At 56.7% G+C, this 23,988-nt stretch carries 24 protein-coding genes; 17 read left to right on the top strand and 7 right to left on the bottom strand.

Annotated features, from left to right (window positions below):
• Positions 1-23 precede the first annotated feature (23 nt).
• The 3 genes from P1X16_RS14055 to P1X16_RS14045 all read left to right on the top strand — a co-directional run bounded on the left by P1X16_RS14055 (position 24) and on the right by P1X16_RS14045 (position 2,230).
• Entirely contained in the window at positions 24-518 is a 495-nt protein-coding gene (locus P1X16_RS14055) for a hypothetical protein (protein WP_277230036.1), read from the top strand.
• Positions 519-629: 111 nt separating this feature from the next.
• Positions 630-1,415, top strand: a complete 786-nt coding sequence (locus P1X16_RS14050; protein ID WP_277230033.1) for a hypothetical protein — start codon at positions 630-632, stop codon at positions 1,413-1,415.
• A 74-nt stretch (positions 1,416-1,489) separates the two neighbouring features.
• A complete protein-coding gene (locus P1X16_RS14045) occupies positions 1,490-2,230 on the top strand; it encodes a TIGR04283 family arsenosugar biosynthesis glycosyltransferase (protein ID WP_277230030.1) in 741 nt (246 codons plus the stop codon).
• Positions 2,231-2,254: 24 nt separating this feature from the next.
• On the opposite strand, the gene P1X16_RS14040 is transcribed toward P1X16_RS14045, so the two are convergent.
• The 3 genes from P1X16_RS14040 to P1X16_RS14030 form a co-directional block, all read right to left on the bottom strand.
• Complete coding sequence (locus P1X16_RS14040; RefSeq protein ID WP_277230027.1) at positions 2,255-2,953, bottom strand: metallophosphoesterase family protein; 699 nt, start codon at positions 2,951-2,953, stop codon at positions 2,255-2,257.
• Between the two features lie 147 nt (positions 2,954-3,100).
• Positions 3,101-3,316 (bottom strand): hypothetical protein, encoded by a 216-nt coding sequence (locus P1X16_RS14035; protein ID WP_277230024.1) that lies wholly within the window; start codon positions 3,314-3,316, stop codon positions 3,101-3,103.
• Positions 3,317-3,403: 87 nt separating this feature from the next.
• Positions 3,404-3,916 carry a hypothetical protein gene (locus P1X16_RS14030; protein ID WP_277230022.1) on the bottom strand — a complete coding sequence of 171 codons (513 nt, stop codon included), beginning with the start codon at positions 3,914-3,916 and terminating at the stop codon, positions 3,404-3,406.
• A gap of 180 nt (positions 3,917-4,096) precedes the next feature.
• Here P1X16_RS14030 and P1X16_RS14025 point away from each other — a divergent pair, with 180 nt between their 5' ends.
• From P1X16_RS14025 to P1X16_RS13990, 8 genes are all read left to right on the top strand, one after another.
• The gene (locus P1X16_RS14025) at positions 4,097-4,663 is read left to right on the top strand and encodes an NADAR family protein (protein ID WP_277230019.1); all 567 of its coding nucleotides are present in this window, start codon (positions 4,097-4,099) and stop codon (positions 4,661-4,663) included.
• 116 nt (positions 4,664-4,779) lie between these two features.
• Positions 4,780-5,034: a 4a-hydroxytetrahydrobiopterin dehydratase gene (locus tag P1X16_RS14020; protein WP_277230016.1), complete on the top strand. Its 255-nt coding sequence runs from the start codon at positions 4,780-4,782 to the stop codon at positions 5,032-5,034.
• A 107-nt stretch (positions 5,035-5,141) separates the two neighbouring features.
• Entirely contained in the window at positions 5,142-5,858 is a 717-nt protein-coding gene (gene rsmI / locus P1X16_RS14015; RefSeq protein WP_277230013.1) for a 16S rRNA (cytidine(1402)-2'-O)-methyltransferase, read from the top strand.
• A gap of 22 nt (positions 5,859-5,880) precedes the next feature.
• Positions 5,881-7,599 carry an apolipoprotein N-acyltransferase gene (gene lnt / locus P1X16_RS14010; protein ID WP_277230011.1) on the top strand — a complete coding sequence of 573 codons (1,719 nt, stop codon included), beginning with the start codon at positions 5,881-5,883 and terminating at the stop codon, positions 7,597-7,599.
• 390 nt (positions 7,600-7,989) lie between these two features.
• Entirely contained in the window at positions 7,990-8,793 is an 804-nt protein-coding gene (locus P1X16_RS14005) for an inositol monophosphatase family protein (protein ID WP_277230009.1), read from the top strand.
• A 353-nt stretch (positions 8,794-9,146) separates the two neighbouring features.
• The gene (locus P1X16_RS14000) at positions 9,147-9,341 is read left to right on the top strand and encodes a FeoB-associated Cys-rich membrane protein (RefSeq protein ID WP_277230005.1); all 195 of its coding nucleotides are present in this window, start codon (positions 9,147-9,149) and stop codon (positions 9,339-9,341) included.
• Between the two features lie 121 nt (positions 9,342-9,462).
• Complete coding sequence (locus tag P1X16_RS13995) at positions 9,463-9,804, top strand: hypothetical protein (RefSeq protein WP_277230002.1); 342 nt, start codon at positions 9,463-9,465, stop codon at positions 9,802-9,804.
• Positions 9,805-9,902: 98 nt separating this feature from the next.
• Positions 9,903-11,195, top strand: a complete 1,293-nt coding sequence (locus P1X16_RS13990) for an erythromycin esterase family protein (protein ID WP_277230000.1) — start codon at positions 9,903-9,905, stop codon at positions 11,193-11,195.
• Positions 11,196-11,238: 43 nt separating this feature from the next.
• On the opposite strand, the gene P1X16_RS13985 is transcribed toward P1X16_RS13990, so the two are convergent.
• A complete protein-coding gene (locus P1X16_RS13985) occupies positions 11,239-12,261 on the bottom strand; it encodes an SPASM domain-containing protein (RefSeq protein ID WP_277229997.1) in 1,023 nt (340 codons plus the stop codon).
• A 172-nt stretch (positions 12,262-12,433) separates the two neighbouring features.
• On the opposite strand from P1X16_RS13985, the gene P1X16_RS13980 reads away from it, so the two are divergent.
• Positions 12,434-12,796, top strand: coding sequence for a hypothetical protein (locus tag P1X16_RS13980; protein WP_277229994.1), 363 nt, complete (start codon positions 12,434-12,436; stop codon positions 12,794-12,796).
• A gap of 77 nt (positions 12,797-12,873) precedes the next feature.
• Here the strand turns inward: P1X16_RS13980 and P1X16_RS13975 are convergent, their stop codons facing one another.
• Both P1X16_RS13975 and radA read right to left on the bottom strand, forming a co-directional pair.
• Positions 12,874-14,346, bottom strand: a complete 1,473-nt coding sequence (locus P1X16_RS13975; protein WP_277229991.1) for a redoxin family protein — start codon at positions 14,344-14,346, stop codon at positions 12,874-12,876.
• Between the two features lie 192 nt (positions 14,347-14,538).
• The gene (gene radA, locus P1X16_RS13970) at positions 14,539-15,924 is read right to left on the bottom strand and encodes a DNA repair protein RadA (RefSeq protein ID WP_277229988.1); all 1,386 of its coding nucleotides are present in this window, start codon (positions 15,922-15,924) and stop codon (positions 14,539-14,541) included.
• Between the two features lie 547 nt (positions 15,925-16,471).
• On the opposite strand from radA, the gene P1X16_RS13965 reads away from it, so the two are divergent.
• The 5 genes from P1X16_RS13965 (at position 16,472) to P1X16_RS13945 (ending at position 22,251) form a co-directional block, all read left to right on the top strand.
• A complete protein-coding gene (locus P1X16_RS13965) occupies positions 16,472-17,908 on the top strand; it encodes an ATP-binding protein (RefSeq protein ID WP_277229985.1) in 1,437 nt (478 codons plus the stop codon).
• A 246-nt stretch (positions 17,909-18,154) separates the two neighbouring features.
• Positions 18,155-19,810, top strand: coding sequence for an FAD-dependent oxidoreductase (locus P1X16_RS13960; protein WP_277229982.1), 1,656 nt, complete (start codon positions 18,155-18,157; stop codon positions 19,808-19,810).
• Positions 19,811-20,140: 330 nt separating this feature from the next.
• The gene (locus tag P1X16_RS13955; RefSeq protein WP_277229978.1) at positions 20,141-20,980 is read left to right on the top strand and encodes a metallophosphoesterase; all 840 of its coding nucleotides are present in this window, start codon (positions 20,141-20,143) and stop codon (positions 20,978-20,980) included.
• Complete coding sequence (locus tag P1X16_RS13950) at positions 20,980-21,603, top strand: hypothetical protein (RefSeq protein ID WP_277229975.1); 624 nt, start codon at positions 20,980-20,982, stop codon at positions 21,601-21,603. Before P1X16_RS13955 ends, P1X16_RS13950 begins: the two co-directional genes overlap by 1 nt.
• Before the next feature lie 33 nt (positions 21,604-21,636).
• On the top strand, positions 21,637-22,251 hold the full coding sequence (locus P1X16_RS13945; RefSeq protein WP_277229972.1) for a hypothetical protein: 615 nt from the start codon (positions 21,637-21,639) through the stop codon (positions 22,249-22,251).
• Positions 22,252-22,309: 58 nt separating this feature from the next.
• Here P1X16_RS13945 and P1X16_RS13940 read toward each other — a convergent pair whose 3' ends face one another.
• Positions 22,310-23,689 carry a 1-acyl-sn-glycerol-3-phosphate acyltransferase gene (locus tag P1X16_RS13940; protein ID WP_277229969.1) on the bottom strand — a complete coding sequence of 460 codons (1,380 nt, stop codon included), beginning with the start codon at positions 23,687-23,689 and terminating at the stop codon, positions 22,310-22,312.
• Positions 23,690-23,988: the final 299 nt, after the last annotated feature.

Genomic DNA, 23,988 nt, shown 5'->3' with positions numbered 1-23,988 from the left:
GATTTTGTCTTTTCCCTGGTGCCGTGCCACAGCCTCTTGCCGATACGCTGACCCACCTGCGCGTGGGCAACCAGACCTTCCTGATCAACTTCTATCAGGACCACCGCGACGACTTTGCGGAGTGGACGCGCCAGCGCCACCAACTCGACCGTGCCGCGGCCCACGAGTTGCTGCGTTCCATCCTTGTCGAGTTCTACAACCAAGTAGCCGACGGCCGCCTGACCAAGCTCCCGCCCGACCTGCGCGCCCACCTCTACGGTATGGCCGATCAACTTCCTCAGGCCGCTGCCACCACTGCGCTACCCGCTGCCGAAGCCCGTCGTCGCCGCCATTTGCTGGGTTTGTTTGGCCAGCTTAGCCCCGATTGCCAGCAGGTATTGATGTTCTTCTATTTCCGGGGCTACAACTTCAAAAAACTAGCCGGCAAAATGGGCTTTGCCAACGCCACCGTCGGCCGACTGCAGAAATCCAGCTGTCTGCGCCGCTTGTACGAGCTGCATTTACGGTCAGAGGAATGAATATCTACTACTTAGCCACAGGCACTCCACAAGCATAGCTCTATTTTGTCGAGCCCCCTATAAGTACTCTTATCAATTAGCTATAAACATCTAACAATCAGTCGCTACTTTATGGATCTGCGCCCTTATTTAGATGAACTGGAACGCTTTGCAGACGGGCAACTGTCGGAGGCGGAGCAGGAGGCATTTGAGCTGCGGTTGGCGCAGGATGAAAAGCTGAGCGCAGCATACGAAGAATACGAGCAATTCACGGCCGACCTGCGCTGGGTGGCCGGCCACGAAACCCTGCGGCACCGCCTCCGCAACCTCGACAAGCGCCTCGACGAACGGCAAGCTGCGCTAGCCAATATGCAGACCCGGACCGCCGCCCCCCGTATCCGGTGGGGCTTACTAGCGGCCGGCGTAGCCTTCATTTTAAGTTTGGGACTGTGGCTGCTCTTGCGCCCTCATCCTCTTAGCGCCGATGAAGCCTGGACCCGCTACTACGTGCCCGAGCCTGGCCTAACTGATGTAGCCGCCCAAGCCACTAAAAGTCCGCTGCTGATTGATGCCATGCGTCAATACCGGGCGGGTCATTACCCAGCGGCGCTTCACTCGTTGCGGCGCGTTTCCGCCGCTACCGTCGCCGACGATACGCTACTTTATTACACCGGTGTGGTCCTACTCCGGCACGCGGAAGCGGGTGCGGCGCGCAACTACCTCACCCGTGCCAGTGAGCAGCCCACTTCGGCTTTGGCAGGCAAGGCCCGCTACCACTTAGCTATGGCCCAATGGCGCACTGGTCAGTTGCCACAGGCTCGCACCAACCTACAGGCCGTCGCCGCCGATCCACAAAATCCGTATCAATTGCACGCCCAGCAAGTGCTGCGTGCCAAGGTGCTGCTCCCCCGCGACTAGTGAGACAACTGCGCCGTGGTGCTCTGTGCTTGCGCAGCAGCCCAAACCGGCGGTTTCTCTAGTCTCGAATACGTATGCGCCCTGTTCCTGCTCAAGCAGCTTCCAATGCCCCGGCTTCTATTAGCATTATCATTCCTACTTACAAGGAAGCTGATAGTATTGGGGCGCTAGTGCGCTACCTCCTCGAGGCTATAGCTTCGGATAATATCCTGGAAATCATAGTAGTGGACGCCAACAGCCCTGATGGCACGGCCGCAGTAGCGGAGCAGGCAGGCGCCAGGGTGGTGCAGTGCCCACGCAAAGGGCGGGCCGCTCAACTCAATTTTGGAGCGCGCCAAGCCACCGGCAGCATCCTTTATTTTCTGCACGCCGATTCATACCCGCCCGCCAGTTTCAGCCAAGAAATTCGAGAAGCTGTGCAGCAGGGCAACGGCGCGGGCTGCTACCGCTTAGCGTTCGACCACCCAAGCTGGTTTTTGAAAGCCAACGCCTGGTTCACCCGCTTTCGCTTCGAGCTATTTCGCTTCGGCGACCAAAGTTTGTTTGTGCGGCGCGACGTGTTCAGCCAGATTGGTGGGTACCGGGAAGACATGGTAGTGCTGGAAGACCAGGAAATCACGCGCCGGCTCCGGCGCGCCGCCCCGTTTCAGATTCTGCCGGGTCCTATCGTCACGTCGGCCCGCAAGTACCGCGAAAACGGCGTGTGGCGACTCCAAAGCATTTACTACCTGATTACGATGATGCACCGGTTTGGGGCTTCTCAGCAAAGACTAGTAAACATGTACCGTACCATGATCCGGCAGGACAAGGTATGAGGTAAGCTACTGATGCAGAACGTCTCAGCGGCGCGCAATAAAATAAGGTGGTTCTAGGTTGCGCTGCAAGGTTAGCTCGAAAGTATCGAGGTTGAGAGCGGCTAAGTGAGATAGTTCGGGGTTGTGCCGGTACACGCAGCCCGTGTCGAGACTAATGGCCTGGGCTCGGGTTCGGGCTTGGCGCTGCACCTCCGCCGTAGGAGTGGGCACGTGGCCGTGCACTAAGCGCCGGCCCTGCAGTCGGGCAGCATCGTAGGTGAACTGCTTGATGTTGAGCATCGTGTGCCAGTCGGCGCGCATCCGGTCGGGGGGCAGCCGGAAGTTGTAGCCTGCGTGTACCAGCGTGAAGCCTTCGATGTCGAGCTGATAAGGCAAGTCTTCGAGCCAGGTAAGGTAGGGGGCCGGAATATCTTCGGGGCGGGTCACGCCAAAGCTTTCCAGGGTGAGCTGCCGGTCGGCAGCCGAAGCCCACGTGAGCTCATGGAAGCCTCGGGCAGCATCGAGCAGTTCTTGGTCGTGGTTGCCGCGCAGGCAGTATACGCGTAGTCCACGGCTTGGCAGCGCCATCAAGTAGTCGAGCACGCCGCGGCTGTCGGGGCCTTTGTTGACGTAGTCGCCGAGCACGAACAATTCGTCTTCGGGTTGTAGCTTTATTTCCTGCTCCAGCAAGTGTTGAAAGGTTTGGAGGCAGCCATGCAAATCGGTGGTAACATATCGGGCCATAGGTAGCAGAACAAGGCGAGAGAACGGGAAAACAACAGCTACTACGCCGCGCCTTTAAGCGCGCGAAATCAACGATACCTGCTTTAACCAGAAAAGAAAAAGCACCTTCCGAGGTGGGAAGGTGCTTTTTTTATTTGTCAGCAATTCTCAGCTATACGCTGGCTTATCCAGTTCAGGCTTATCGAGGTTGCGGTTGGGGTGACGAACACCTGCATCATCGGCCTCCTGCTGAAGCCGCTCCTCGGTTTGCTCGTCTCGGTCGTTTACGGGCAGGTTACCAGCGCCCTTGGGCTGCTCGGTTTGCGAGGGGCTGCCGTGGTTTTCCTTGGACTGATGATTGGTATTATTGCTTTTGTAAGGCATGGCCGTGAAGATTAAAGGTGAAGGGTTTGTTTTCGGTGGGGGTGGTAAGAAAGCAAGGCACTTCTAAAACCGAGAATACCTCGGGGACTATTGATCAATAGCCGTATCGGTAGCGGTAGGGTCGGTGAGGTCGGCGTTGGTGCCTTGGCGAGCCAGCACGTCGTTGTTGGGCTGTGGCTGTTCCATTTGGCCCATACCTATCCGAGAATCAGGGTCTTCCATTTCGTCGAGGCCCGTGCGGTCATCGTCGGCATCCAGCTCATCAACCGGCCGACGGGCCTCTATCGGCGTGTCGTCGTCAAGGAGTTCAGGGTTGGGCATATCCTCATTGGCTTGCCGGTCACGACCTTGGTCGTCGGAGAGCATATTGTCGGGAGGCAAGGTGGTGGAATCGGCGTTGCGGTTTTCCCCGAGAGCCGTGATGCCGTTGGCTGTGTCGGTGCCATAGCCTTCCCGGCCTTCGCGGTTGCCGAAACCGCCACGCGCATCTTCATTCTTGGGTGGGTCGCCGCCGGGGATAATGTGTCCGGCTGCTAGCTCCTGGTCGGTAGTATCGTCGTTGATAACGCGAACGGGACGGTTCTTAGGGTCGATAGCCATAGGAGTTGTGGAATCTTGATGGAGAGGTAGGAAAGTAATGTGTACTGTGGTTTGTGAATTTGGGTTTAGGTTCACCCACAGCTTCTGCGCTGACGCCTGCTGTGGTGGCAAGTCAGTACTTTAGATCAACAGTTTTTTTCACCCCTCGCCTTCGTTTCAAAACGTTGTTATTTGATTTCTATGCCTACTGCATTTCCTGCTATCCGTTCCGTCGAATCATTGCGCCAGCATCTAGAAGCTGGTGAGCCATTGAAGTATCTGTTTTTCTGGGGCCATACCGGCCAGCCGGGCGCGGCAGTTGGCAAAGAGTGCTTCAGCCAATGGTACCCCGCAGCTTTCACACTCGACGGCGACACCTATGCAACGGCCGAGCATTACATGATGGCCGAAAAAGCCCGTTTGTTCGGCGACGATTCCACCCGCGCCGCCATTCTCAACGCCTCTCACCCCAACGAAGCCAAGAAGCTGGGCCGCGAGGTACAGAATTTTGATGGGCCTCAGTGGGATGCGGCTCGCTTTGCTATAGTCGTGCGGGGCAATGTTGCCAAGTTCAGCCAGCACCCGGCGCTCCGAGAGTTTTTGCGGCAAACCAACGCTCGGGTCTTGGTTGAAGCGAGTCCGGTTGACGCCGTTTGGGGCATAGGGCTAGCGCAAGACAGCCCGCACGCCAGCAACCCAACCGAATGGCGAGGCCTGAACTTGCTGGGGTTTGCCTTGATGGAAGTGCGGGAGCAGTTGGCCAAGTAAGGTAGGGCGCCTGCGCTGCAAGGTTTTACGTATGGTACCGCACCCCCTGCCTCCGCTGCTTGATGCGCAGAATCCTCCGGGAGAGGCCGGGGTACCTTCATAACTCATCTACTCTTATGTGGACTGAACAAGACAATGCCCTTACGCGCACCTTCCGCTTTCCCGACTTCAAAACGGCTTTTGCGTTCATGACCGACGTGGCCGCTGCTGCTGAACGGCTCGACCATCATCCGTGGTGGGCCAACGAGTACAGCACCGTCGAATTCCGGCTCCGCACCCACGACGCCGGCAACACCGTAACCAAACGAGACCATCGGCTAGCCGAAGCCATCGACCAACTAGCTGAACAGCACGGCGCAAAGGTCGCCTAAGTACCGACTACTAGTGTAGCCCTGGCGAAGTGAACCGCAGGCTGAAACTTGCTTGCCACTGCCTAGCGTTAGCCGCTGCTGATGCTCCACGTCCTACCTTTGTCTTTATGTCGGAACCTGCTACCACCCTGCTTTACTTAGTGCCCACTCCTATCGGTAACCTCGAAGACATTACCCTGCGGGCTATTCGGGTGCTGGGCGAGGTGGATACGGTGCTGGCCGAAGACACCCGTACCAGTGGCCGCCTCATGCAACACTTAGGGTTGAAGAAGCCCATGCTCAGCTACCACCTCCACAACGAGCACCAGCAGGTACAGCGTCTGCTGGAGCGGCTGGAAAAAGGCGAAACCATGGCCTTAGTGTCGGATGCCGGTACACCCGGAATTTCCGACCCGGGCTTTTTGTTGGTAAGAGAATGTCTGGCGCGCGGCCTGAAAGTGGAATGTTTGCCGGGTGCTACGGCGTTTGTGCCGGCACTGCTTAAGTCGGGCTTCGGGGCCGAGCGGTTTTCGTTTGAAGGGTTTCTGCCGGTGAAGAAAGGCCGCCAAACTCGCTTGCGCGAACTTGCTGCGGAAACCCGCACCATGATTTTCTACGAGTCGCCGCACCGGATAGTGAAGACGCTGGAGCAGCTAGGCGAAGTGCTAGGGCCCGACCGACAGGCGTCGGTGAGCCGGGAGCTAACTAAGCTGTTCGAGGAAACGGTGAACGGCAGCCTAGCGGAACTAGCCGCTAGCTTCGCGGCGCGGGCCAGCATCAAGGGAGAAATTGTAGTAGTAGTTCAAGGCCAAAAAGACCTTAAAGAGGAGCGTCGTGCTGACTAAACCGTCTGTATCAGAAATACCAGTGGCAGCCTCATCGGCAACCAGCGCTTCGGCGCGCGTTGCGTACTGGCGGCCGAGTTTGTTGGCCTTATTGGGGGCTGGGCTCTTGTGGCTAGGCTGGCCGGTACATCCCAGCCCGCTGTCGGCGCTGGCGGCTGTGCTGCTGGTGGCCTGGGTGCCGTATTTGCGCATGGAGCAGCTGCTGGTAGCACGCGGCTCTAGTGGCTGGAAAGTGTTCCGCTACACGTATTTGCTGCTGGTGCTTTGGAACGCCTTTACTACCTGGTGGGTGAGTTTCAGTACCTTGGGTGGTGGCATTGCCGCCGTGGTGCTCAACGCGCTGCTGATGTGCATCCCAACCATGGCTTTCTACCATACCAAGCGGCTGGCGGGCCCCACGCTCGGCTATATCTCGCTGCCCATCTACTGGATTGCCTTCGAGCAACTGCACCTGCACTGGGACCTGACCTGGCCCTGGCTTACGCTTGGCAACGGCTTCGCGCAGGCCAACCAATGGGTGCAGTGGTACGAATACACGGGCTTTTTGGGCGGCTCGTTGTGGATATGGGTGGTAAGTATCCTGGTGTTCCGCGCCTGGTTTGGCTTCCAACGCTCGGCTACTTCCTCCCCTAGCAGCCAGCATGCTATAGCGCATCAGCCTAGTGCTGCACCACTTGGGCGGCCAGTAGCGGCCCGCTGGTTGGCCCCGATACTGGCGGTGCTGCTGCCTATTCTTTTCTCCTACTTCATTGGAGCCACCTACCAAGAGAAAGGTGAAACAGCCGAAGTGGTTGTGGTGCAGCCCAACGTAGACCCGTTTCTGGAGAAGTTCAGCAGCAACCCCAACTTCATCCCGTACGACCAGCAGGTAACCCGCCTTATTGGTCTTACCGAGCAACAGCTTACACCGCAAACCCGGCTCGTGCTTTGGCCTGAAACGGCACTCGAAGAAGCGTATTTCGAGCAGAACTTCGAGTCGAACTCTAAGGTGATTCGCTTGCGCGACTGGCTTCGTCAGCATCCTGGTGTCGAGCTGATTACGGGCATGACCACCATCAAGATGTACGGCAGCAACAAGGAAACGGCCACCCCCACGGCCCGCTTCCGCGACGACCTGGGGTACTATGATGTATTCAATACGGCCGTTCACTTTACGAGTGCCACTGCTCCGGTTACGTTCTACCATAAGTCGCGCCTGGTGCCAGGCGTGGAGAAGGTGCCGGTAGTGCTTACCAAGCTTATTTCCAACATCGACTTGGGCGGCACCGTGGGTTCGTACGGCAGCCAAGACCAGCGGACCGTGTTCAAGACCAATACCCCCGCTCTGCGCCTAGCACCTTCCATTTGCTACGAATCGGTGTACGGCGACTTCATGGCCGAGTACATCAAGAACGGCGCAACGCTCATCGGCATCATCACCAACGACGGTTGGTGGAGCGACTCGCCCGGCCACAAGCAGCATTTCCAGTACGCCACCCTCCGCGCCATCGAAACCCGCCGCGACATTGCCCGCTCCGCCAACACCGGTATTTCGGGCTTCATCAATCAAAAAGGTGAAGTCCTGACGCGCACCGAATGGTGGGTACAAGCGGTTAGCCGCCACGCGGTGCATCTCAACCACGAGCTAACCTTCTACGTGAAGCACGGCGACCTATTAGGCCCCGCTACGCAGGTGCTGGCAGTGTTGCTGTTGGTGTTTGTGCTGGTGCAGGCATCACGGCGGCGAACTTCATTTAATTGAAGTGAGAAAGACGGCCCTAATCCCTCAACCTACTTCGGAGTTGAAGCGCTTGCTGATACACCAGACAAAGGAGGGCGTGTATTTATTTGGCTACGATACGAAAGAGGATGCCGCTTGCCTTTGGGATTCGTGGCATGAATCACTAACCGATGCAGAAGCTGCTAGTAAAGCATATGGCGTTGCTTTAACCGACTGGCAAACTATTCCAGATCCTCTACCCGGCTGTCAACAGGATTGGATTGCACCAGTGCGTGTGAAAGGCCGGGACGAGGGAACGCCACAATGGGGTAGTTTTGAGAAATTAGTTGATGGCCGGTGGTTACCTTTCGGCCCACAGTCGTCACCGAACTCTTTATCCCTTTGACTGCACAAGGCGCCACTTACCAATTTATGGATTACAATCAACTCAGCTTTCAGCTAGCCGCCGTTACCCGCCACGCGGGCCAGTTTATTCGTCAAGAAGCCGCCACCTTCGACCGGGGCCGCGTCGAAACCAAAGGCCTGCACGACCTGGTATCCTACGTGGATAAGGAAACGGAAAAGCTGCTCGTAGCCGGGCTGCGCGAGTTGTTGCCTGAAGCAGGCTTCATCACTGAAGAAGGCACCGAAGGCGCCGTGCAAGCCGACGAATACAACTGGATTATCGACCCGCTCGATGGTACCACCAATTTCGTGCACGGCCTGCCCTGCTACTCGGTGAGCGTTGCGCTGATGCACCACCAAGAGCTAGTTGCCGGGGTAGTGTACGAAGTGAATCGCGACGAATGCTTTCGCGCCGCCATCGGCTCCGGGGCTTTCTGCAACGAAATTCCAATTCACGTCAGCGACATTTCGCAACTCAGTGGCTCTTTGGTAGCTACTGGTTTCCCCTACTCGCAGTTTGGGCAGTTGCCTACCTACCTCCAACTCTTAGGGGCCTTCATGGAACGCTCGCATGGTGTCCGCCGCTTCGGTTCCGCCGCCGTTGATCTGGCGTACGTGGCCGCCGGCCGCTTCGAGAGCTTCTTCGAGTTCAACCTTAACTCCTACGACGTAGCCGCTGGTATTCTGCTCGTGCGCGAAGCCGGTGGCCGCGTTACGCAGTTCCTCGAAGATGGCGACCCAATTTTTGGTCGGGAGCTAATAGCCAGCAACAGCCATATTCACCAGGAAATGCAGGATACCGTCCGGGAGTTCTGGCAGGTGCAAGCCTAGCTTAGAACACGTTGCACTGAAACTAGAGCTAGTAGCTAGTTCCCCTCCTCAGGAGGGGTAAAGGGATGGTTGGTTACCCCCCGAACGATCCACAAGAACAGTCATGCTGAGCGGAGCCGAAGCATCTCGCTAGTGTGGTATATACTACTCCAGCGTCAGCACGCGAGATGCTTCGGCTCCGCTCAGCATGACAGATAGTTTGGCAACGCCAGCAATGAGTAGCCAACTATCCTTATCCTCTTCTCTGAGAAAACAAGCCTACTAGCTTTAGGGAGCAAATCTTTCTATAAACCAGGAAGTAAAGGTCCCGCGCCAGCAAACTTTTCCGTAGGTGTTGTAGTTTTGCAAGCATCATGCTGATTCAGACACTCATTATTGTTCTGCTTTTCGCCGGGGCTTCCTTCTATGTAGGGCGTATTTTCTGGCGGGCATTTTTCGACAAATCCTCAACGGGCTGCGCAAAAGGCTGCGGTGGAGCTTGCGGCACCATCGACGTCGACCGGCTGCAACGCACGATTGAGGCGGCAGCTAGCCGCGGCGCGAAGTAGCTTCACATTTCACTTTCCATATTTTTGGCAACCTGCCCCCGTACTGGCTCCGTATAGCCGGTACGGGGGTTTGTTTTAACGCCCTTTTAATGCTTCAGCTTTCCAACCGAACTCTACCATCATGCAAGACAAAGAAGAAGAACGCTCACTCATGAAAGTGGAAGAGAAGCTCAAAAAGGACGGTTTCACGGCCGACTTTCGCGTATCTGATGGTCGCCTCCACACCATCAGCGAAGAGCGGAGCAAGAGCTATGCCCCCAACGAAGTTGTAATTGTAGACTTCTACCGCTTCGAAGGCGAAAGTGACCCCGACGATATGTCCATCCTATATGCGCTTGAAACCGCCGACGGCGAACGAGGCACCATTTCTTCTGCCTACGGTACCTACGGCGACTCCGACGCGCTTGACTTCCTCAAACAAGTAGAAGACTTAGGCAAAAACTTGAAGAAAGAGCATAAGTAAGCTCCTCCTTCCCGGCCACCACCTTCGCTAGAGTGCGTCCCGAAGCAATTCGGGGCGCACTCTGCTGTTTCTGCCCCACCCAATCTCGACTACAACCCATGAAAACGGCTCTCCCAACCCACCCCTTGCGTACCGCCTCCGACCTCGATCCACTTATGCAAGCCATTGGCGACAAGCGCATTGTACTGCTCGGCGAGGCCTCGCACGGCACTGCCGAGTACTACACTTGGCGCACCACCATATCCAAACGGCTGATTCAAGAGAAAGGCTTTCAGTTCATTGCCGTGGAAGGCGACTGGCCCGACTGTTTCGAGGTGAATGCCGCCATCAAGAAAGACGAGGTAACCTACGGCTCGGTGCCACAGTTGCTGCGCACCTTCAATCGCTGGCCGACCTGGATGTGGGGCAACTGGGAAATTGTGGGCCTCGTGGATTGGCTGCACACGCACAACCGCCAGCAACCCGTTGAGCAGCGGGTAGGGTTCTACGGGTTAGACGTGTACAGCTTGTGGGAATCGTTGCAGGAGATATTGCATTATGTAGAAAAGCAGGGCGACGGTGCCGTGCAAGCGGCCCAACGGGCATTCCAGTGTTTCGAGCCCTACGGCAACGACCCGCAGGAGTATGCCCAAGCCATTGCCTTCGTGTCTGATGATTGCCAGGACGAAGTAACGGATATGCTGCGCGCCCTGCGCAAACAAACCGCCCAACAGCTCGACGGCTTGGCTGACCGCGAAACTAAATTTGGAGCCGACCAAAACGCGCTGGTCGCCGTGAATGCCGAACGCTACTACCGGGCCATGCTGCGCGGCGGCTCTGCGTCCTGGAATGTGCGCGACAACCACATGATGGAGACCCTCACTCGCCTCCTCGACCTGCATGGCCCCGACAGCAAAGCCATTATCTGGGAGCACAACACGCACGTGGGCGACGCTCGCTACACCGATATGCGCCGCGAGGATATGGTGAACGTTGGGCAGCTAACGCGAGAAGCGTATGGCCGTGAAAACGTGTTTATTGCCGGCTTTGGCTCCTACCAGGGTTCCGTTATTGCGGGCAAAAAATGGGGCGCCACGCCCGAAAAGATGACCGTACCCGCCGCCACCCGCGACTCGTGGGAGCACCAGCTTCACCAGCAGCTAGCCGGCGACAATGCCCTTCTGCTTTCCTCGGAGCTGCGAGAACACAAGGAACTCCAGCAGCCCATCGGCCACCGGGCCATCGGAGTGGTGTACCGGCCGGAGTTCGAGCGGTTCGGCAACTACGTGCCCTCCGTCATCCCCGACCGTTACGATGCCTTCCTTTTCATCGACGAAACTCAGGCGCTCCATCCCCTGCCCACGCACGCCGACGAGCACAATCCGCCAGACTTGTATCCATCGGGTCAATAAGAGTTGATTTCTACCACCTGCGCAGGCGTGCTTTAGCTAGTTTTCAGCCCCACACCTTGGTTCCTTGGGTGCAGTTACGGCACATTTCTATCTGGTCGCGGCCTTTCAGCAGGGAGGCCCGGAAGTCACGGTATTTGGTGCCGTGCCAGAGCTGGCGAAACGTCTGCGTCTGTAAGTCGCCGAGGCGGTACTCGGCATCCTTATCGAAGCAGCAGGGCACCACTAAGCCGTCCCAGGTGACCACGCAACTGTGCCACATTTTCCAGCAGTGGTTGAGTAGCCGGTTTTTGATTTGCCAAGTGCCGTTGCCCGTGTTTTCGTAGCGCGAATAGTAGTCGATGGTAGGAATGAGCGGGGAGCCGTTTTGGTAGTCGTAGATCTGCGCGGTCTTGAACCACACATCATCCACGCCCATTTCGCGGGCCAACTGCCGGGCGTCCTCCATTTGGTGCTCGTTGGGCCGTACCACCAGAAACTGAAACACCACCCGCGGCGTGCTCGACTTCAATTCCTTACGCCACCGAAGCAGGTTGCGCGTTCCTTCCAGCACCTTATCAATTTTGCCGCCCACCCGGTACTGCTGGTACACCTCTTGGGTGGTGCCATCCAGAGAAATAATCAGCCGGTCTAACCCGCTTTCTACGGTGCGGCGGGCGTTGGTATCGTTGAGGTAATGGGCGTTGGTGCTCGTGGCAGTGTAAATGCCTTTGCGCGAAGCGTAGTTGACCAGCTCCAGAAAATTGGGGTGCAGATACGGCTCGCCCTGAAAGTAGAAAATCAGGTACCACAACCGGGCCGCCACCTCGTCGATAGTTTTACGGAACAAGTCGTCGGGCAGCATGCCAGTGGGGCGGGTGAAGGAACGCAAGCCGCTCGGGCACTCCGGGCAGCGTAGGTTGCAACTGGTTGTGGGCTCAAATGACAAGGCTACTGGCAAACCCCAATGCCGCGCCTTCCCCGTTAGCTTGCTCAATGCGTAGCCTCCCACTACTTGCGCCGAATTCCAAACTCGGCGCGGAGTAGCTTTCGACAAGAAATTCAACGAATCGGTGAGCAGAGAAGCCATAGCAACGTAAAGGTAGACGGTAGATGCCAACACTTATTACCTGCAATAGTTGGTAAGCTTAGTTGCTAGCGCAACAGCAAGCGTAGTACTGCTCTATTCGCAACTAATTTAATTGGCAAAAACCTAAAGCTGTTGGCTGCCGTAAAAGGAGTACATCTATAGCTGACGAGCCATGAAAATTCAAGTTGAAGAAGGCCAGGACAAAGGATTCCTGCCCGACGGCCGCCACACGGTCGAAATAACAGACATTCAAGAAGGTACCAGTGAGCACCAGAACGTGCCGTTTTTTGCTGCCCGCATGGAAAACGAAGACGGCTTTATCACGCAGCGCTTTTATACCTCACCCACAGCCATGCCCATCTTGCTGTCCTTGTATTCGGCAGTAGGCATTCACCCCGAAGCGGGCAAAGACCTTGACACCAAGCAATTGCTAGGCAAGAAAGTATCCATTGAAGTAGGGGAACATAGCTACTCCGATCCTGCTTCCGGCAACGAGCGCAGCATCAAGCAGGCCTCCGGTTTCCGCACGGCCTAAATTTCTTGTTGGTCCCAAACACAAAGCGCCTCCCGATGCATCGGGAGGCGCTTTGTGTTTGGGGTTATCGAAGCCAGCTATTTGGCGGTGGCCTCAGAAGGCATTAGACTCGTGTAGGTGCTGGCCTTACCGAATGCCTCTTTAATTTCGTCGATGGCGGCATGGCTGCTTAGGCGCTTGGGCTTGGTATTGAGGAAGGTCCCGTCTTCGGCGAGCAGGAAGTACGCGGGTACATCTTCCAGGGCGTAGGCACGTGCTATTTGTGACCGAATACCACCGTTTTGATGCACCTGAATACCCGCTAGCTTCTTACCTACCACCAGTTGCTTCCAGGCTCCTTCGTTATCGTCGAGAGCAATGTTGACGAACACAATGTTTTTGCCTTGAAACTTACGCGCTAAGTCGGCAGCATACGGCAAGTCGCGCAAACATAAGCCGCTGGTTGTGCGCCAGAAATTCAAATACACCAGCTTGCCCCGGAAATCCCGAAGCTGCACGGTGTCGCCGTTGGCCGCTACTAACTTGAAATCAGGAGCGGGGGAGCCGATAGCAAACGCCTTATGGGTTTCGAAATCGTGCTGTAGCACCGGGAAGTACCGGTTGTTGGTATCAATCGTTTTGAAGTCGGCGAGCATAGCTGCCGACTGCTTCACGTGCCCAAACCGGAACGACTCTTGCAATACTCGCCCCATGATGATGGGCCGCACAACGCCGCTAAGTTGAGTTTTAGCAACATCGTAGCACACCTGATAGAAATCGGGGAACGTCCGCTGCTTGCCGCCAGCAATAGCTGTGTAGTGCACGTAGTTCAGCAAGAACTCCTGATACGCCTCACTGCGCATAGCCGCCTCATTGTTGATGAGGCTCTTGTCGTTCAGGAAGTCGTAGTACGTGGGCGTCATCTTCAGCCGACCCTCGGTGGCTACAATCTGCTCCCGCAAATCCTGAAAGGTAAGGCGGTCGTTGGCGTAGCTATAGTCGATTTCAGCTTGCGCGTATTTCTTGAAAGCCTCGCTGAAATGGTTGTCTTCGATGGCGTGCGTTAGGAACTTTTGCTCTTGCTTGCGCCGATAGTCGAGAAACGACAGGAAGGCCGGCTCATAGAGCATGATGTTTTCGGGCAGCACCTGAAAACCTTCATTTTCCACGAACTGCTCATCCATGTCGGTGAGGTAAGTGTTGGCTTCCGAGCCGCGGCCTTTGTACTTGACGCTGCTGGCCATGTCGCTGCCTTTAAAGCGAATATCGAGCGCATCGCCAGGCTCCAGGAATAGGTCGGTTACATCGTCGCCGTGCACGAGGTCGGCGCGGGCCGGACCTTCGAGCTTGAGCGCCATTTGAAACTCCCCCTTATCGTTGAGGCGGGCGTATGTTATTTGTTCTTTAGGATCTAAAGGATTTTCGCGCACCGATACCGCCACCGTGTCCGAAGTGCGGCTTGTTACCTTGCCCGTAAGCGTAACTGTACCTTGCGCCTGAGTGCCAAAAGACAAGGCCAGAAGACCCGCAGCCAGCAGGCTTCTCTTCAAAAAGCGAATAGCGTATGGCATCGAAGCTGAAGTTTCAGACTGTTTACGTGGGAAAGATTACACGACACTAGGACAGAACAAAACTCGTCTTTGTTCACCGTTCGCGGTATAAGTCAATTCCCGAACCGAAGATAAGGCATTTAGATTGTGAAAGTCCAATCCAAATTTTGTCTTTTTTTCGTTGTGCCAGTTTACCACCTTGTTTTTACAATATTATCCAAACAAACCCTCTAATACTGCATCAAGGCGGCTAGCTGGCTGCACTCTAATCCCGTAGCGGGATAAATCGAGGCCTCGAGCATTAAATTGGGAAATGTACATTTCTGCAAATCCTAATTTCTCGGCTTCACTGAGGCGCTGGTCAAGCCGGCTTACAGCCCGGATTTCTCCACTTAGTCCCACTTCTGCCGCCAAACATATTTCGCCCCGGATCGGCAGGTCATTCAAACTACTCACAACGGCCGCGCAAACTGCTAGGTCGAGCGCAGGGTCATCGAGGCGCAAGCCACCGGCAATGTTCAAGAACACGTCGTGCTGACCGAGGCGCAAACCGCTGCGCTTTTCGAGTACGGCGAGTAGCATGTTCAAGCGCTTGGCATCGAAGCCGGTAGAACTCCGTTGGGGTGTGCCGTACGTAGCGGGCGTCACGAGGGCCTGCACTTCTACCAGCAGCGGACGGTTGCCTTCCAGCGTAGCCCCGATGGCCATGCCGCTCAAGCTTTCGGTGCGCTGGCTAAGCAAAATTTCGCTCGGGTTGCTAACCTGCCGCAGGCCAGTACCTTGCATCTCGTAGATGCCTAGCTCGGAGGTGGAGCCGAAGCGGTTTTTGATGGTGCGCAGAATACGGTAGCTCAGGTGCCGGTCGCCCTCGAACTGCAACACGGTATCCACCATGTGCTCCAGGATTTTGGGGCCCGCAATAGAGCCGTCTTTGGTGATGTGGCCGATGAGCAGCACCGGCACGCCAGTTTCTTTGGCGTACTTCAGTAATTCCTGCGTGCATTCGCGCACTTGGCTCACTGAGCCTGCTCCACTCTCTACAAGTCCCGAGTGCAACGTCTGAATAGAATCGACGATGACCACGTTGGGCTGGAGCTGGTCGATCTGCTTGAAGATGTTCTGGGTGTTGGTTTCGGTGAGGATGTAGCAGCCAGGGTGTTGCTCGCCGAGCCGCTCAGCCCGCATCTTGATTTGCTGCTCGCTCTCTTCGCCCGACACGTAGAGCACCTTGAGTTGGCGCAAGGTCATGGCAATCTGCAACATGAGCGTGCTTTTGCCAATGCCTGGCTCGCCGCCAATCAGCACCAACGAGCCGGGTACTAGTCCGCCGCCGAGCACCCGGTCTAGCTCGCCGTCTTGGGTGAGCGTGCGGGGTTCTTCTTCAAACAGAATGTCGGAAATGACGCGGGGTTTGGCGGCTTTGCTGGTGCCGCCCACGCTGGTACTGGCTTTCCAGGCAGTGGCCGCCGTGGGTTCGTCTTTCTGAATAACTTCTTCGACGTAGGTGTTCCATTCGCCGCAACTAGGGCAGCGGCCAATCCATTTAGCTGATTGCGCACCGCAGTTTTGGCAGAAGTATAGGGTCTTAAGCTTGGCCATTCGGAGGGGTTGGGAGGAATAACTATAATGCTGAGGTGGGCAGAAAAGTTTGGTAAGAAACAGGTTTTAAAGAAAGTCGCGCACTGCTTACCAGAGGGCATTATCTGCAACACTACACCGAGCTAGTTTATAGCTGGTTACGCGGACTTTTGATGATTACCCGTACTTTGGCACCGTCAGCGCGGCACTGTTGGCGTGCTGATCTGTCACCTGAACTTATACTTGAGCTACAGGTTGCTTCAACGCCTGCCGGTCTTCGGTGCGTTGCCGCGGGCAGGTAGCCAGGCAACCCTGCAAGGAGGGCTTGCATGAGGAAGGAGGCAGAGTAACCCCAGGCTCTGGCAGCTGTTGGCAGCAAGACTCATCGTCTCTGCTGCCTGATTGAGCAACCACGCTGCTTTGCTTGATGCTCTCAAGCAACGTTAACCGAAGGCTTTATCTGCTTTCGTGCTCGACCCAAGCAGTGCTGCGCTTGGAAAAACACTTCGGTACCTTTAGTAGCAAAGACCAGTACCATCTTACTCATAACGCTTCGGCACCACTTGGCATGGCAAATCCTTCTGTTACTTCCAGCCCCTCTTCCGTTCAGGCTTCCACCCTAACTGTTGCCGACTTCTCCGTTATACCGCTGCTAGCCGATTTGCCGCTTGAAACGCTGGAATGGCTGATTGCGCACGGCGAGCGGCGGGACTACGCAGCCGGCCAAAGCATTCAGCAGCCCGGCGACCCCGCCGAATACATGGTGGCCTTGCTGGCCGGCGGCATACAGTTCTATGCGCTACGCAACGGCAACCGGGAGCCGATTTTTCGGGTGGAAGCAGGCCAAGTAAGCGGGGTGCTACCCTACTCGCGGTTGCAAACCATTAAGGGCTTGAGCGTGGCGGTGGGGCCTACCACCGTGTTTGCGCTGCACCGTAATCTGTTTCCGGAACTAGAGCGCGTGAGCCCGGAGCTAGTGCAACGGCTGGTAGGTTTGATGAGCGACCGGGCCCGCAACGAAGCCCGGGGGCAGGAGCGCGATGAAAAGCTGCGGGCCCTGGGCAAGCTGTCGGCGGGCTTGGCGCACGAGTTGAACAACCCGGCGGCGGCTATTGTGCGGGCAGCGGAAGCTTTAGCGAGTCGTTTGCACGAAGCGCCCATGCAATTCGGCGACTTGGTGTGCCATTGCCCGGAGCCGGCTGCGCTGGCAACCCTTACGGCGCTGGCTGCCACCCCGCCACCCGCCGGGCCGCCACTCTCAGGACTGGCCCGCGCCGACCGCGAAGACGAGTTGATTGATTGGCTGGAAACCCAGGAAGTAAACGATTCTTACTCATTGGCTACCGGTTTGCTGGACGCAGGCTTAACCCCAGCACAGCTCGAAGCGGCCACGGCGGCCCTACCCGCTCTGGCCCGCGCCCCCGCTCTTACCTGGCTCTCCACCCAACTTACTATGCTGCGGCTCATTCAGGATGTGCAGGAAGCCGGCGGGCGCATCAGCACGTTAGTCAGCAACGTGAAAACCTACTCCCACATGGACCGCGCCGGTGGCTTTGCTCCTCTCGACGTGCATGCGAGCCTGGAAAGCACCATCAACATGCTGACTTACCAAATGCGCGAGAAAAACATCCGCCTTGTGCGGGACTACGCTCCGGAGTTGCCGCTGGTGAGCGGACAAGTCAGCAGCCTCAATCAAGTGTGGACTAATTTGCTCGACAACGCTATTGATGCCTTACCTCCGGGGGGCGAAATCACGTTGCGCACCCGGCTTGAAGGAGAGAACATCCAAGTGTTTGTCATTGACAACGGACCGGGCATTCCCGCTGATATTCTGCCCCGCATTCTGGACCCGTTCTTCACCACCAAACCCGCCGGCGAAGGCACTGGCCTCGGCCTCGATATTGCCTTGCGCATTGTGGAAAACCACGGCGGCAAGCTGGAAGTCCGCTCCGAACCCAACCACACGGAGTTTTGCGTTTGGTTGCCAGTGGGCATATCGGAGTAATGGTGACGCAACTAGACGAGGCAAGTTGACTTAAATGGCGTTGTAGGTTATCTTATTATTAGATAGTTCTTGACTATATATAGTTAATCGCCATTCGCGAGCTATTTTGCTATCTATTTCCGACGCATGGCTACCGCTAGAGGCACAAATTCTCTTGATCTGTCTCAGTCGACCAGCGAGTGCTCAGCCAATACGGTAAGGAGCTTTACTCCTTATGCAGTTACTCATCGCAGATACTTTTAACTCATGAATAAGAAACCTATTATTCTCGCCGTCGACGACGATGCACAGGTGCTGAATGCCGTTGACCGAGACTTACGCAGCGAATTTCGGCGCGACTACCGTGTACTGCGGGCCGGCTCGGGCCGGGAAGCACTGGAAACCATGCGCGAACTACGGGCCCGGGAAGAGCCGCTCGCGCTGATCCTGGCCGACCAGCGGATGCCCGGCATGGAAGGGGTGGAATTGCTGTCGGAAGCGCGCACTATTTATCCTGATGCTAAGCGGGTGCTGCTCACAGCCTATGCCGATACCGAGGCCGCTATCCGGGCCATCAACAACGCCCGCCTCGACCATTACCTAATGAAGCCCTGGGACCCGCCCCAGCAGCTGCTCTATCCTACGCTGCACGATTTGTTGGCGGCCTGGCAAAGCGAGTATTCGCCGAAGTACAGCGGGTTACGGCTCATCGGGTTTCAATGGTCGCCGCTGTCACACGAAATCAAGGACTTTCTAACCGGCTACATGGTAGGTTTCCAGTGGCTGGATTTCGAAACCAACGCCGAAGCCCAGGAGCTGCTAACGGCCAAAGGCTTCACCGCCGCCGACCTGCCCCTGGTTATTTTCGAAGATGGTACCGTGATACCCCGTCCGTCTAAAACCGACCTGGCGCAGCGCATGGGACTTACCGTTACGGCCAAGCAGGAGCTGTACGATGTGGTGGTTATTGGGGCCGGTCCGTCGGGTTTGGCTGCGGCCGTGTATGGGGCCTCAGAAGGACTCAAGACGCTGATAATCGAGCGACAAACCTTTGGCGGTCAGGCAGGCACCAGCTCCCGCATTGAAAATTACCTCGGCTTCCCAACGGGCCTGAGCGGTGCCGAACTGGCTCACCGCGCCTGGGCCCAGGCGGTGCGTCTTGGCGCCGAAATTCTGGCTCCCCAGGAAGTGGTAGACCTCTGCGTGCAAGACGGCTACAAGGTTCTGACCCTTACCGACGGCAGCAAGGTGCGCACCCGCGCCGTGGTGCTAACCACGGGCGTTAGCTACCGCACCCTCGACGTGCCGGGCATGGACCGCCTAAGCGGCGCCGGCGTTTACTACGGAGCGGCCCGCACCGAGGCGCGTTCCTGCGACCAACAGGATGTGTACATCGTGGGAGGTGGCAACTCGGCAGGGCAAGCGGCTATGTATCTGGCTACTTATGCGCGCCAGGTGTACATTGTTATTCGGGGCGCGTCGTTGGCGGCTTCTATGTCGGCGTACCTGATCGAGCAGATTGGCAACACGCCCAACATCGAGATTCTGCCTTTCACTGAAGTAGCGGAAGTCTGCGGCAAGGATCATCTCGAAGAAGTGGTCTTGAAAACCAAAGGCGAATTTGTGAAGCGGCCCGCGCGGGCTCTGTTTGTGTTCATTGGCGCCAAACCCAGCACCGAATGGGTGTGCAGCACCGTTATCTGCGACAACAAAGGCTTCGTGCTTACCGGCCGCGACTTAGTGACTGACCCCCGCTATGCTACCTCCTGGAAGCATAACCGCGAACCTTACTTACTGGAAACCTGCGTACCCGGCGTGTTTTCTGCCGGCGACAGCCGAGCCGGCGCCATGGCTCGCGTAGCCTCCGCCGTTGGCGAAGGTTCTATGGCCATCAAATTTGTGCACCAGTACCTAGACGAATAACGCACTGCAAGTAATGAGAGGCCCTCGGGCTGAACAATAAGACCACACGAAAGACAAAATAGAAGAGAGAAAGTAAGTCAGGGAGTAATAGCTGAATTATTCCCTGATTTAATTTACTGGAAACGCGAAAAAAATTAGGCTTCCCTAATACTTGGTTTTTTGGCTGTGTAGTAACCTGCTGCCGCGTTTTCGATGGAAACGAGGACGTAAAAACCTTGCCGCAAGCGAATGGGAGCAGCTTCGTAGCGAAAACACTAAAGCACCTCAGTAGGTATGTAAGCAGCGCCCTGGCAAGTGTAGGGCGCCATTTGCTGATCTAGTGCCTCTATTATGTCTTTTTCTACTTCGTTCCGACTGCGCGCTCTGAGCTGCGCGGCGGCGTTGACACTGCTTGGTGGCTGCGAGATTTTAGAATTCAGTCCCAACGCTTACAATGGGTCGAAAGACCAGACCGATCTAACGGCCAAGCACTTGGCGCGCCTCGCGGCCAACCCGCTGCCGCCCGGCGACACGTTGCGCTTTGTGTTCTCGGGCGACTCGCAACGCTTCTACGACCACGCTGAAAAACTGGTAAAGAGCGTGAATCAGCAGCGTGGCTTGTCGTTGATGGTTATTGCGGGCGACATATCGGACTTTGGGCTGGCGCGGGAAATGCGCTGGATAGACGAACGGCTCAGCAAGCTCAACATTCCCTACCTCACCGTTATTGGCAACCACGATCAGGTAGGCAACGGCCGGGAAGCCTACCAGCACATCTTTGGCCCGCTGAACTATTCGTTTATATACGGCGACACCAAGTTCACCTTCATCGACACCAACAGCCGCGAGTACAACTTCAATGGCAAGATTCCCGATGTGCCGTGGCTGCAGCAGCAAGTAAGCAACCTGCAAGGTGCCAAACGACAAGTCGTGATGTCGCACGTACCGCCAGATGACGGCGACTTCGATTCGCGGCTAACTCCGGCCTATACCAACGCCTTGGCCACGGCACCCAAGCTGCTGTTTGAGTTGAATGGTCACCGGCACTCGTTCCGAATTGGCGAGACGTTCAATGACGGCGTGACTTACATCAATTCCGCTTCCTTCGAGCGAGACCAATACATCATTCTGACGGTTTGGAACGATGCCAACGACCAGCCGAAGTACCGCCTAAAAACCGTCCACTTCTAATGCGCCAGTTCCTTACTTTGCTGCTGCTGAGTGCAGCAACCCCGGCGATTGGTCAGGTTTCGGCTACGGCACCTGTTGCACAAGCTGTTGAGGCACGACCTTGGTACCGGCCTAACCATGTGCAGGTGCAAACAGCTGGCGGTATGGGGTTAATAGCAGCGGGCGTGGGCTACACCACGCTGCGCGACCGGCTGGAAGCGGATATCCTGGTAGGGTACGTGCCCGAAAAGCACGCAGGCTCTACCCTTTCCATTGCCACGGCCAAGCTGCTCTACACGCCCTACACCGTGCCGCTGAGCGACAAGTTTGTGCTCCGCCCCCTCACCATCGGGATTTACGGGAGCTACACCCACGGCACCATCAACGACGAAGTGAAAGGCCAGTACACCAAAGGGTACTATTGGTTTTCGACGGACACTCGCATCGGGCCCCTGCTCGGCGGCCGTCTCTCGTATTTGCGCCCTACGGCAACGCCTACTGACCGACAGCGCCGTATTTCCGCTTACTATGAGCTAGGTTCCAACGACTTGTACTTGGTTAGCTTGTTCAGCAACGCCAACCGGAAATCGTTAAGCCCGGCGGATGTCCTCACGTTAGGACTAGGGCTGAAGATGGATTTCTAGTATTCGTTTCTCTAGCCTCAGTTCTCGGAGCGTATGCCTCTTTCCGCGCGGAATCCTCTTTGCTTGGCCTTAGTAGTTGGCTTACTTGCCACCCATGTAGCGCACGCCCAACAGGATGTACCGTCGGCAGGAAAGGCGCCCTTCTTTCTGACGTTACAGATGGGCGGCGGGGCTGGCTTGGTGGCTATTGGGGGCGGAGTGCAGCTAGCACATCAGAAGCTGGAACCCGAGCTGCTGCTGGGCCGCGTACCGGGTAGGCTTAGCGGGCAGCCTCTTACCATCTTCACATTCAAGACTACCTACCTGCCAGTCAGGCCAACCTTTGGCCAACATTGGCGCGCAAGTGCTGGGGTCGGTGGCTACGTCAATTACACAACCGGCGCCACCATGCGCGACAGCCGCGACACAAAAGTCTATCAGCGAGGCTACTACTGGTTTTCTACCAAGGTTCGCACTGGCATTTTCGTAGCACCGCGCCTCACCTACGCCGGCAACCCGACTCTTGTTCATCCGAGCCCGCCGCGGGTGTCGGCCTACACCGAGTTTGGCACCAACGACTTGTACTTGCTGAGCCGACTGCCCAACAAAGGTGCGCCATCTTTCACCGAGCTGCTTACGCTAGGCTTCGGCTCGAAAGCTAGTTGGTGAGTGGCAAGCTGACGGCGTAGGAGTGTTGACACAACCTTCGGCTTGGCAACGGCACACATTACTCCTTCACTGTTCTGGCCAGATACTTTTCTCTTGCCTCGGACAGCAGCCGTAAAATGGTGGCGCGCTGCCGGAGCAGGTTTTCCATCAGGGGCCGCTGCTGACGGAACAGGCGCAACGCCCGCACCCGGCGCACACGGCTAGCCAGCTGATTCCAGTACGAGAGGGCATAGAAGCCCGTCAGAGGTAAGCTTATGGCGTAGAGTGTGGTCCAGCGCCAATCCTGCGTGAAGTGATGGACCAGCGCAACCTGAACGACGTAACCCACACTAAAGGTTATCATGCCCACTACCAGCATAATAGGCGCCACAAACTCCACTTCTTTGGTAGCCCGTTTGGCCACCACCGATGGCAGCTTGTACGGGAGGTAGTTGTTTACGGCGCCATACAAATACACCGGCAACCCTAGCGCGAGCTTCACCACCGCCCGCAATGCCCGTTCCCCCCGCGTCCGTCCTTTCCGCTCCGACTCCAGCGCGTCGTCGGTGAGGCCGAGGCGCTTTAGCTCACTTAAGTACGCCTGTAGGTGGGCCCGCGCTTCAGTTAGGCGGCCGGGGTCGTGCTGGTCGAAGTAGGTTACGGCTTGCAGCAGCGTGCGGCTAAGCTGGAAGTTGTCGTAGAGGGTGCGGGGGTCGTCTTCGATGAGGTGGCCGGTGAAGGTGCGCTCTAGCTGCTGCACCAGCTCGTCCTCGGCCGCGTCGCGCGTGATAACGAGGCGCTGCTCTAAGTGGCGGCGGAAGTCTTCGGTGAGTTGGTCGGCCGCGGCCAGGGGGTCTTGGCGGTAAGCTTCGGCGTAGTCGGCTACGCGGATGGGCGGGGCCACGTTGATAAGCACATCGGAACGAAAGTGCTGCGGATCGAAGTAGTTGATACCCACCGGCAATAGCCGTAGCCCAAGCTTGAAATCGTGCCGTGCTTCGGCCCCGAGCGCAATGCGGGCTGCCCCAGTTTTAAGGGGCCGCAGACGCCGTTCACTCACGCTGGTGCCTTCGGGGAAGATCATGACCGTGCCGCCCTTGCCCAGGTAGTCGTAGCACTTGCCGAAGGTGGCTTCGTTCTGAGCCGCCATCTGCTCGTTGGTGACGGGGGCACCCTCGGTTTCGACATCCTGCCGACGGTAGATAGGAATCGAGTTGCCCGACGTGAGGATGGCCCTTGTGATTGGGTTCTTGAAGAAGGTGCTCTTGGCTAGAAAGGAAATAGGCTCGCGCCGATTGGCGGCTACTACCAGCGGGTCCATGAGCGTATTGGGGTGGTTGCTGACCATGAGCAGCGGCCCCGGCGTCTGCAACCGGTCCCGGTGCCTAATCTCGAACCGACGAAAAAACACGCGCAAGGCCACCTGCACCAGGGGCTTCATGACAGTATAGAAGAGCATAGGCAACAAGTACGGCGGAACTTGGCAAACGGCCAAGTTGGTGCGTAAGGTTAAGCTTTAGCTAAGACAAGCTAAGCCACCCACCCGATGCAGAGTAGTTCTTGGTGTTCTATATAGGAACGCCATAAGCAGTTTCACGAAACCCGCGCTACTGCTCCTGTACGCCAAATAGTTAAAGCTCCTGAACGTTGTAGAGACGCGACACTTCGCGTCTCCTCGTTGCTGAGGTTGTTTACCCGTGCAAACCAAACAGCGCGGACGACGCGACGCGAAGTGCAGCGTCTCTACAGCGTGAAAAG

The sequence above is a fragment of the Hymenobacter sp. YC55 genome, assembly GCF_029433095.1.
In the GTDB taxonomy this organism is placed as follows: Bacteria; Bacteroidota; Bacteroidia; order Cytophagales; family Hymenobacteraceae; genus Hymenobacter.
Note: the sequence above shows the minus strand (reverse complement) of the source record. Positions and strands in the feature narration are given on the sequence as shown.

Excerpts from the sequence above, each read along its gene's own strand:
- P1X16_RS13980 (WP_277229994.1), top strand. The coding sequence starts at position 12,434 with ATGAAAATTCAAGTTGAAGAAGGCCAGGACAAAGGATTCCTGCCCGAC.
- P1X16_RS14040 (WP_277230027.1), bottom strand. The coding sequence starts at position 2,953 with ATGGCCCGATATGTTACCACCGATTTGCATGGCTGCCTCCAAACCTTT.
- rsmI (WP_277230013.1), top strand. The coding sequence starts at position 5,142 with ATGTCGGAACCTGCTACCACCCTGCTTTACTTAGTGCCCACTCCTATC.
- P1X16_RS13965 (WP_277229985.1), top strand. The coding sequence starts at position 16,472 with ATGGCAAATCCTTCTGTTACTTCCAGCCCCTCTTCCGTTCAGGCTTCC.
- P1X16_RS14050 (WP_277230033.1), top strand. The coding sequence starts at position 630 with ATGGATCTGCGCCCTTATTTAGATGAACTGGAACGCTTTGCAGACGGG.
- P1X16_RS13975 (WP_277229991.1), bottom strand. The coding sequence starts at position 14,346 with ATGCCATACGCTATTCGCTTTTTGAAGAGAAGCCTGCTGGCTGCGGGT.
- P1X16_RS13955 (WP_277229978.1), top strand. The coding sequence starts at position 20,141 with ATGTCTTTTTCTACTTCGTTCCGACTGCGCGCTCTGAGCTGCGCGGCG.
- P1X16_RS14035 (WP_277230024.1), bottom strand. The coding sequence starts at position 3,316 with ATGCCTTACAAAAGCAATAATACCAATCATCAGTCCAAGGAAAACCAC.
- P1X16_RS13990 (WP_277230000.1), top strand. The coding sequence starts at position 9,903 with ATGAAAACGGCTCTCCCAACCCACCCCTTGCGTACCGCCTCCGACCTC.
- P1X16_RS13960 (WP_277229982.1), top strand. The coding sequence starts at position 18,155 with ATGAATAAGAAACCTATTATTCTCGCCGTCGACGACGATGCACAGGTG.
- P1X16_RS14045 (WP_277230030.1), top strand. The coding sequence starts at position 1,490 with ATGCGCCCTGTTCCTGCTCAAGCAGCTTCCAATGCCCCGGCTTCTATT.
- P1X16_RS14005 (WP_277230009.1), top strand. The coding sequence starts at position 7,990 with ATGGATTACAATCAACTCAGCTTTCAGCTAGCCGCCGTTACCCGCCAC.
- P1X16_RS14030 (WP_277230022.1), bottom strand. The coding sequence starts at position 3,916 with ATGGCTATCGACCCTAAGAACCGTCCCGTTCGCGTTATCAACGACGAT.
- P1X16_RS14000 (WP_277230005.1), top strand. The coding sequence starts at position 9,147 with ATGCTGATTCAGACACTCATTATTGTTCTGCTTTTCGCCGGGGCTTCC.
- P1X16_RS13950 (WP_277229975.1), top strand. The coding sequence starts at position 20,980 with ATGCGCCAGTTCCTTACTTTGCTGCTGCTGAGTGCAGCAACCCCGGCG.
- P1X16_RS13995 (WP_277230002.1), top strand. The coding sequence starts at position 9,463 with ATGCAAGACAAAGAAGAAGAACGCTCACTCATGAAAGTGGAAGAGAAG.
- P1X16_RS13940 (WP_277229969.1), bottom strand. The coding sequence starts at position 23,689 with ATGCTCTTCTATACTGTCATGAAGCCCCTGGTGCAGGTGGCCTTGCGC.
- P1X16_RS13945 (WP_277229972.1), top strand. The coding sequence starts at position 21,637 with ATGCCTCTTTCCGCGCGGAATCCTCTTTGCTTGGCCTTAGTAGTTGGC.
- P1X16_RS13985 (WP_277229997.1), bottom strand. The coding sequence starts at position 12,261 with ATGGCTTCTCTGCTCACCGATTCGTTGAATTTCTTGTCGAAAGCTACT.
- radA (WP_277229988.1), bottom strand. The coding sequence starts at position 15,924 with ATGGCCAAGCTTAAGACCCTATACTTCTGCCAAAACTGCGGTGCGCAA.
- P1X16_RS14020 (WP_277230016.1), top strand. The coding sequence starts at position 4,780 with ATGTGGACTGAACAAGACAATGCCCTTACGCGCACCTTCCGCTTTCCC.
- P1X16_RS14025 (WP_277230019.1), top strand. The coding sequence starts at position 4,097 with ATGCCTACTGCATTTCCTGCTATCCGTTCCGTCGAATCATTGCGCCAG.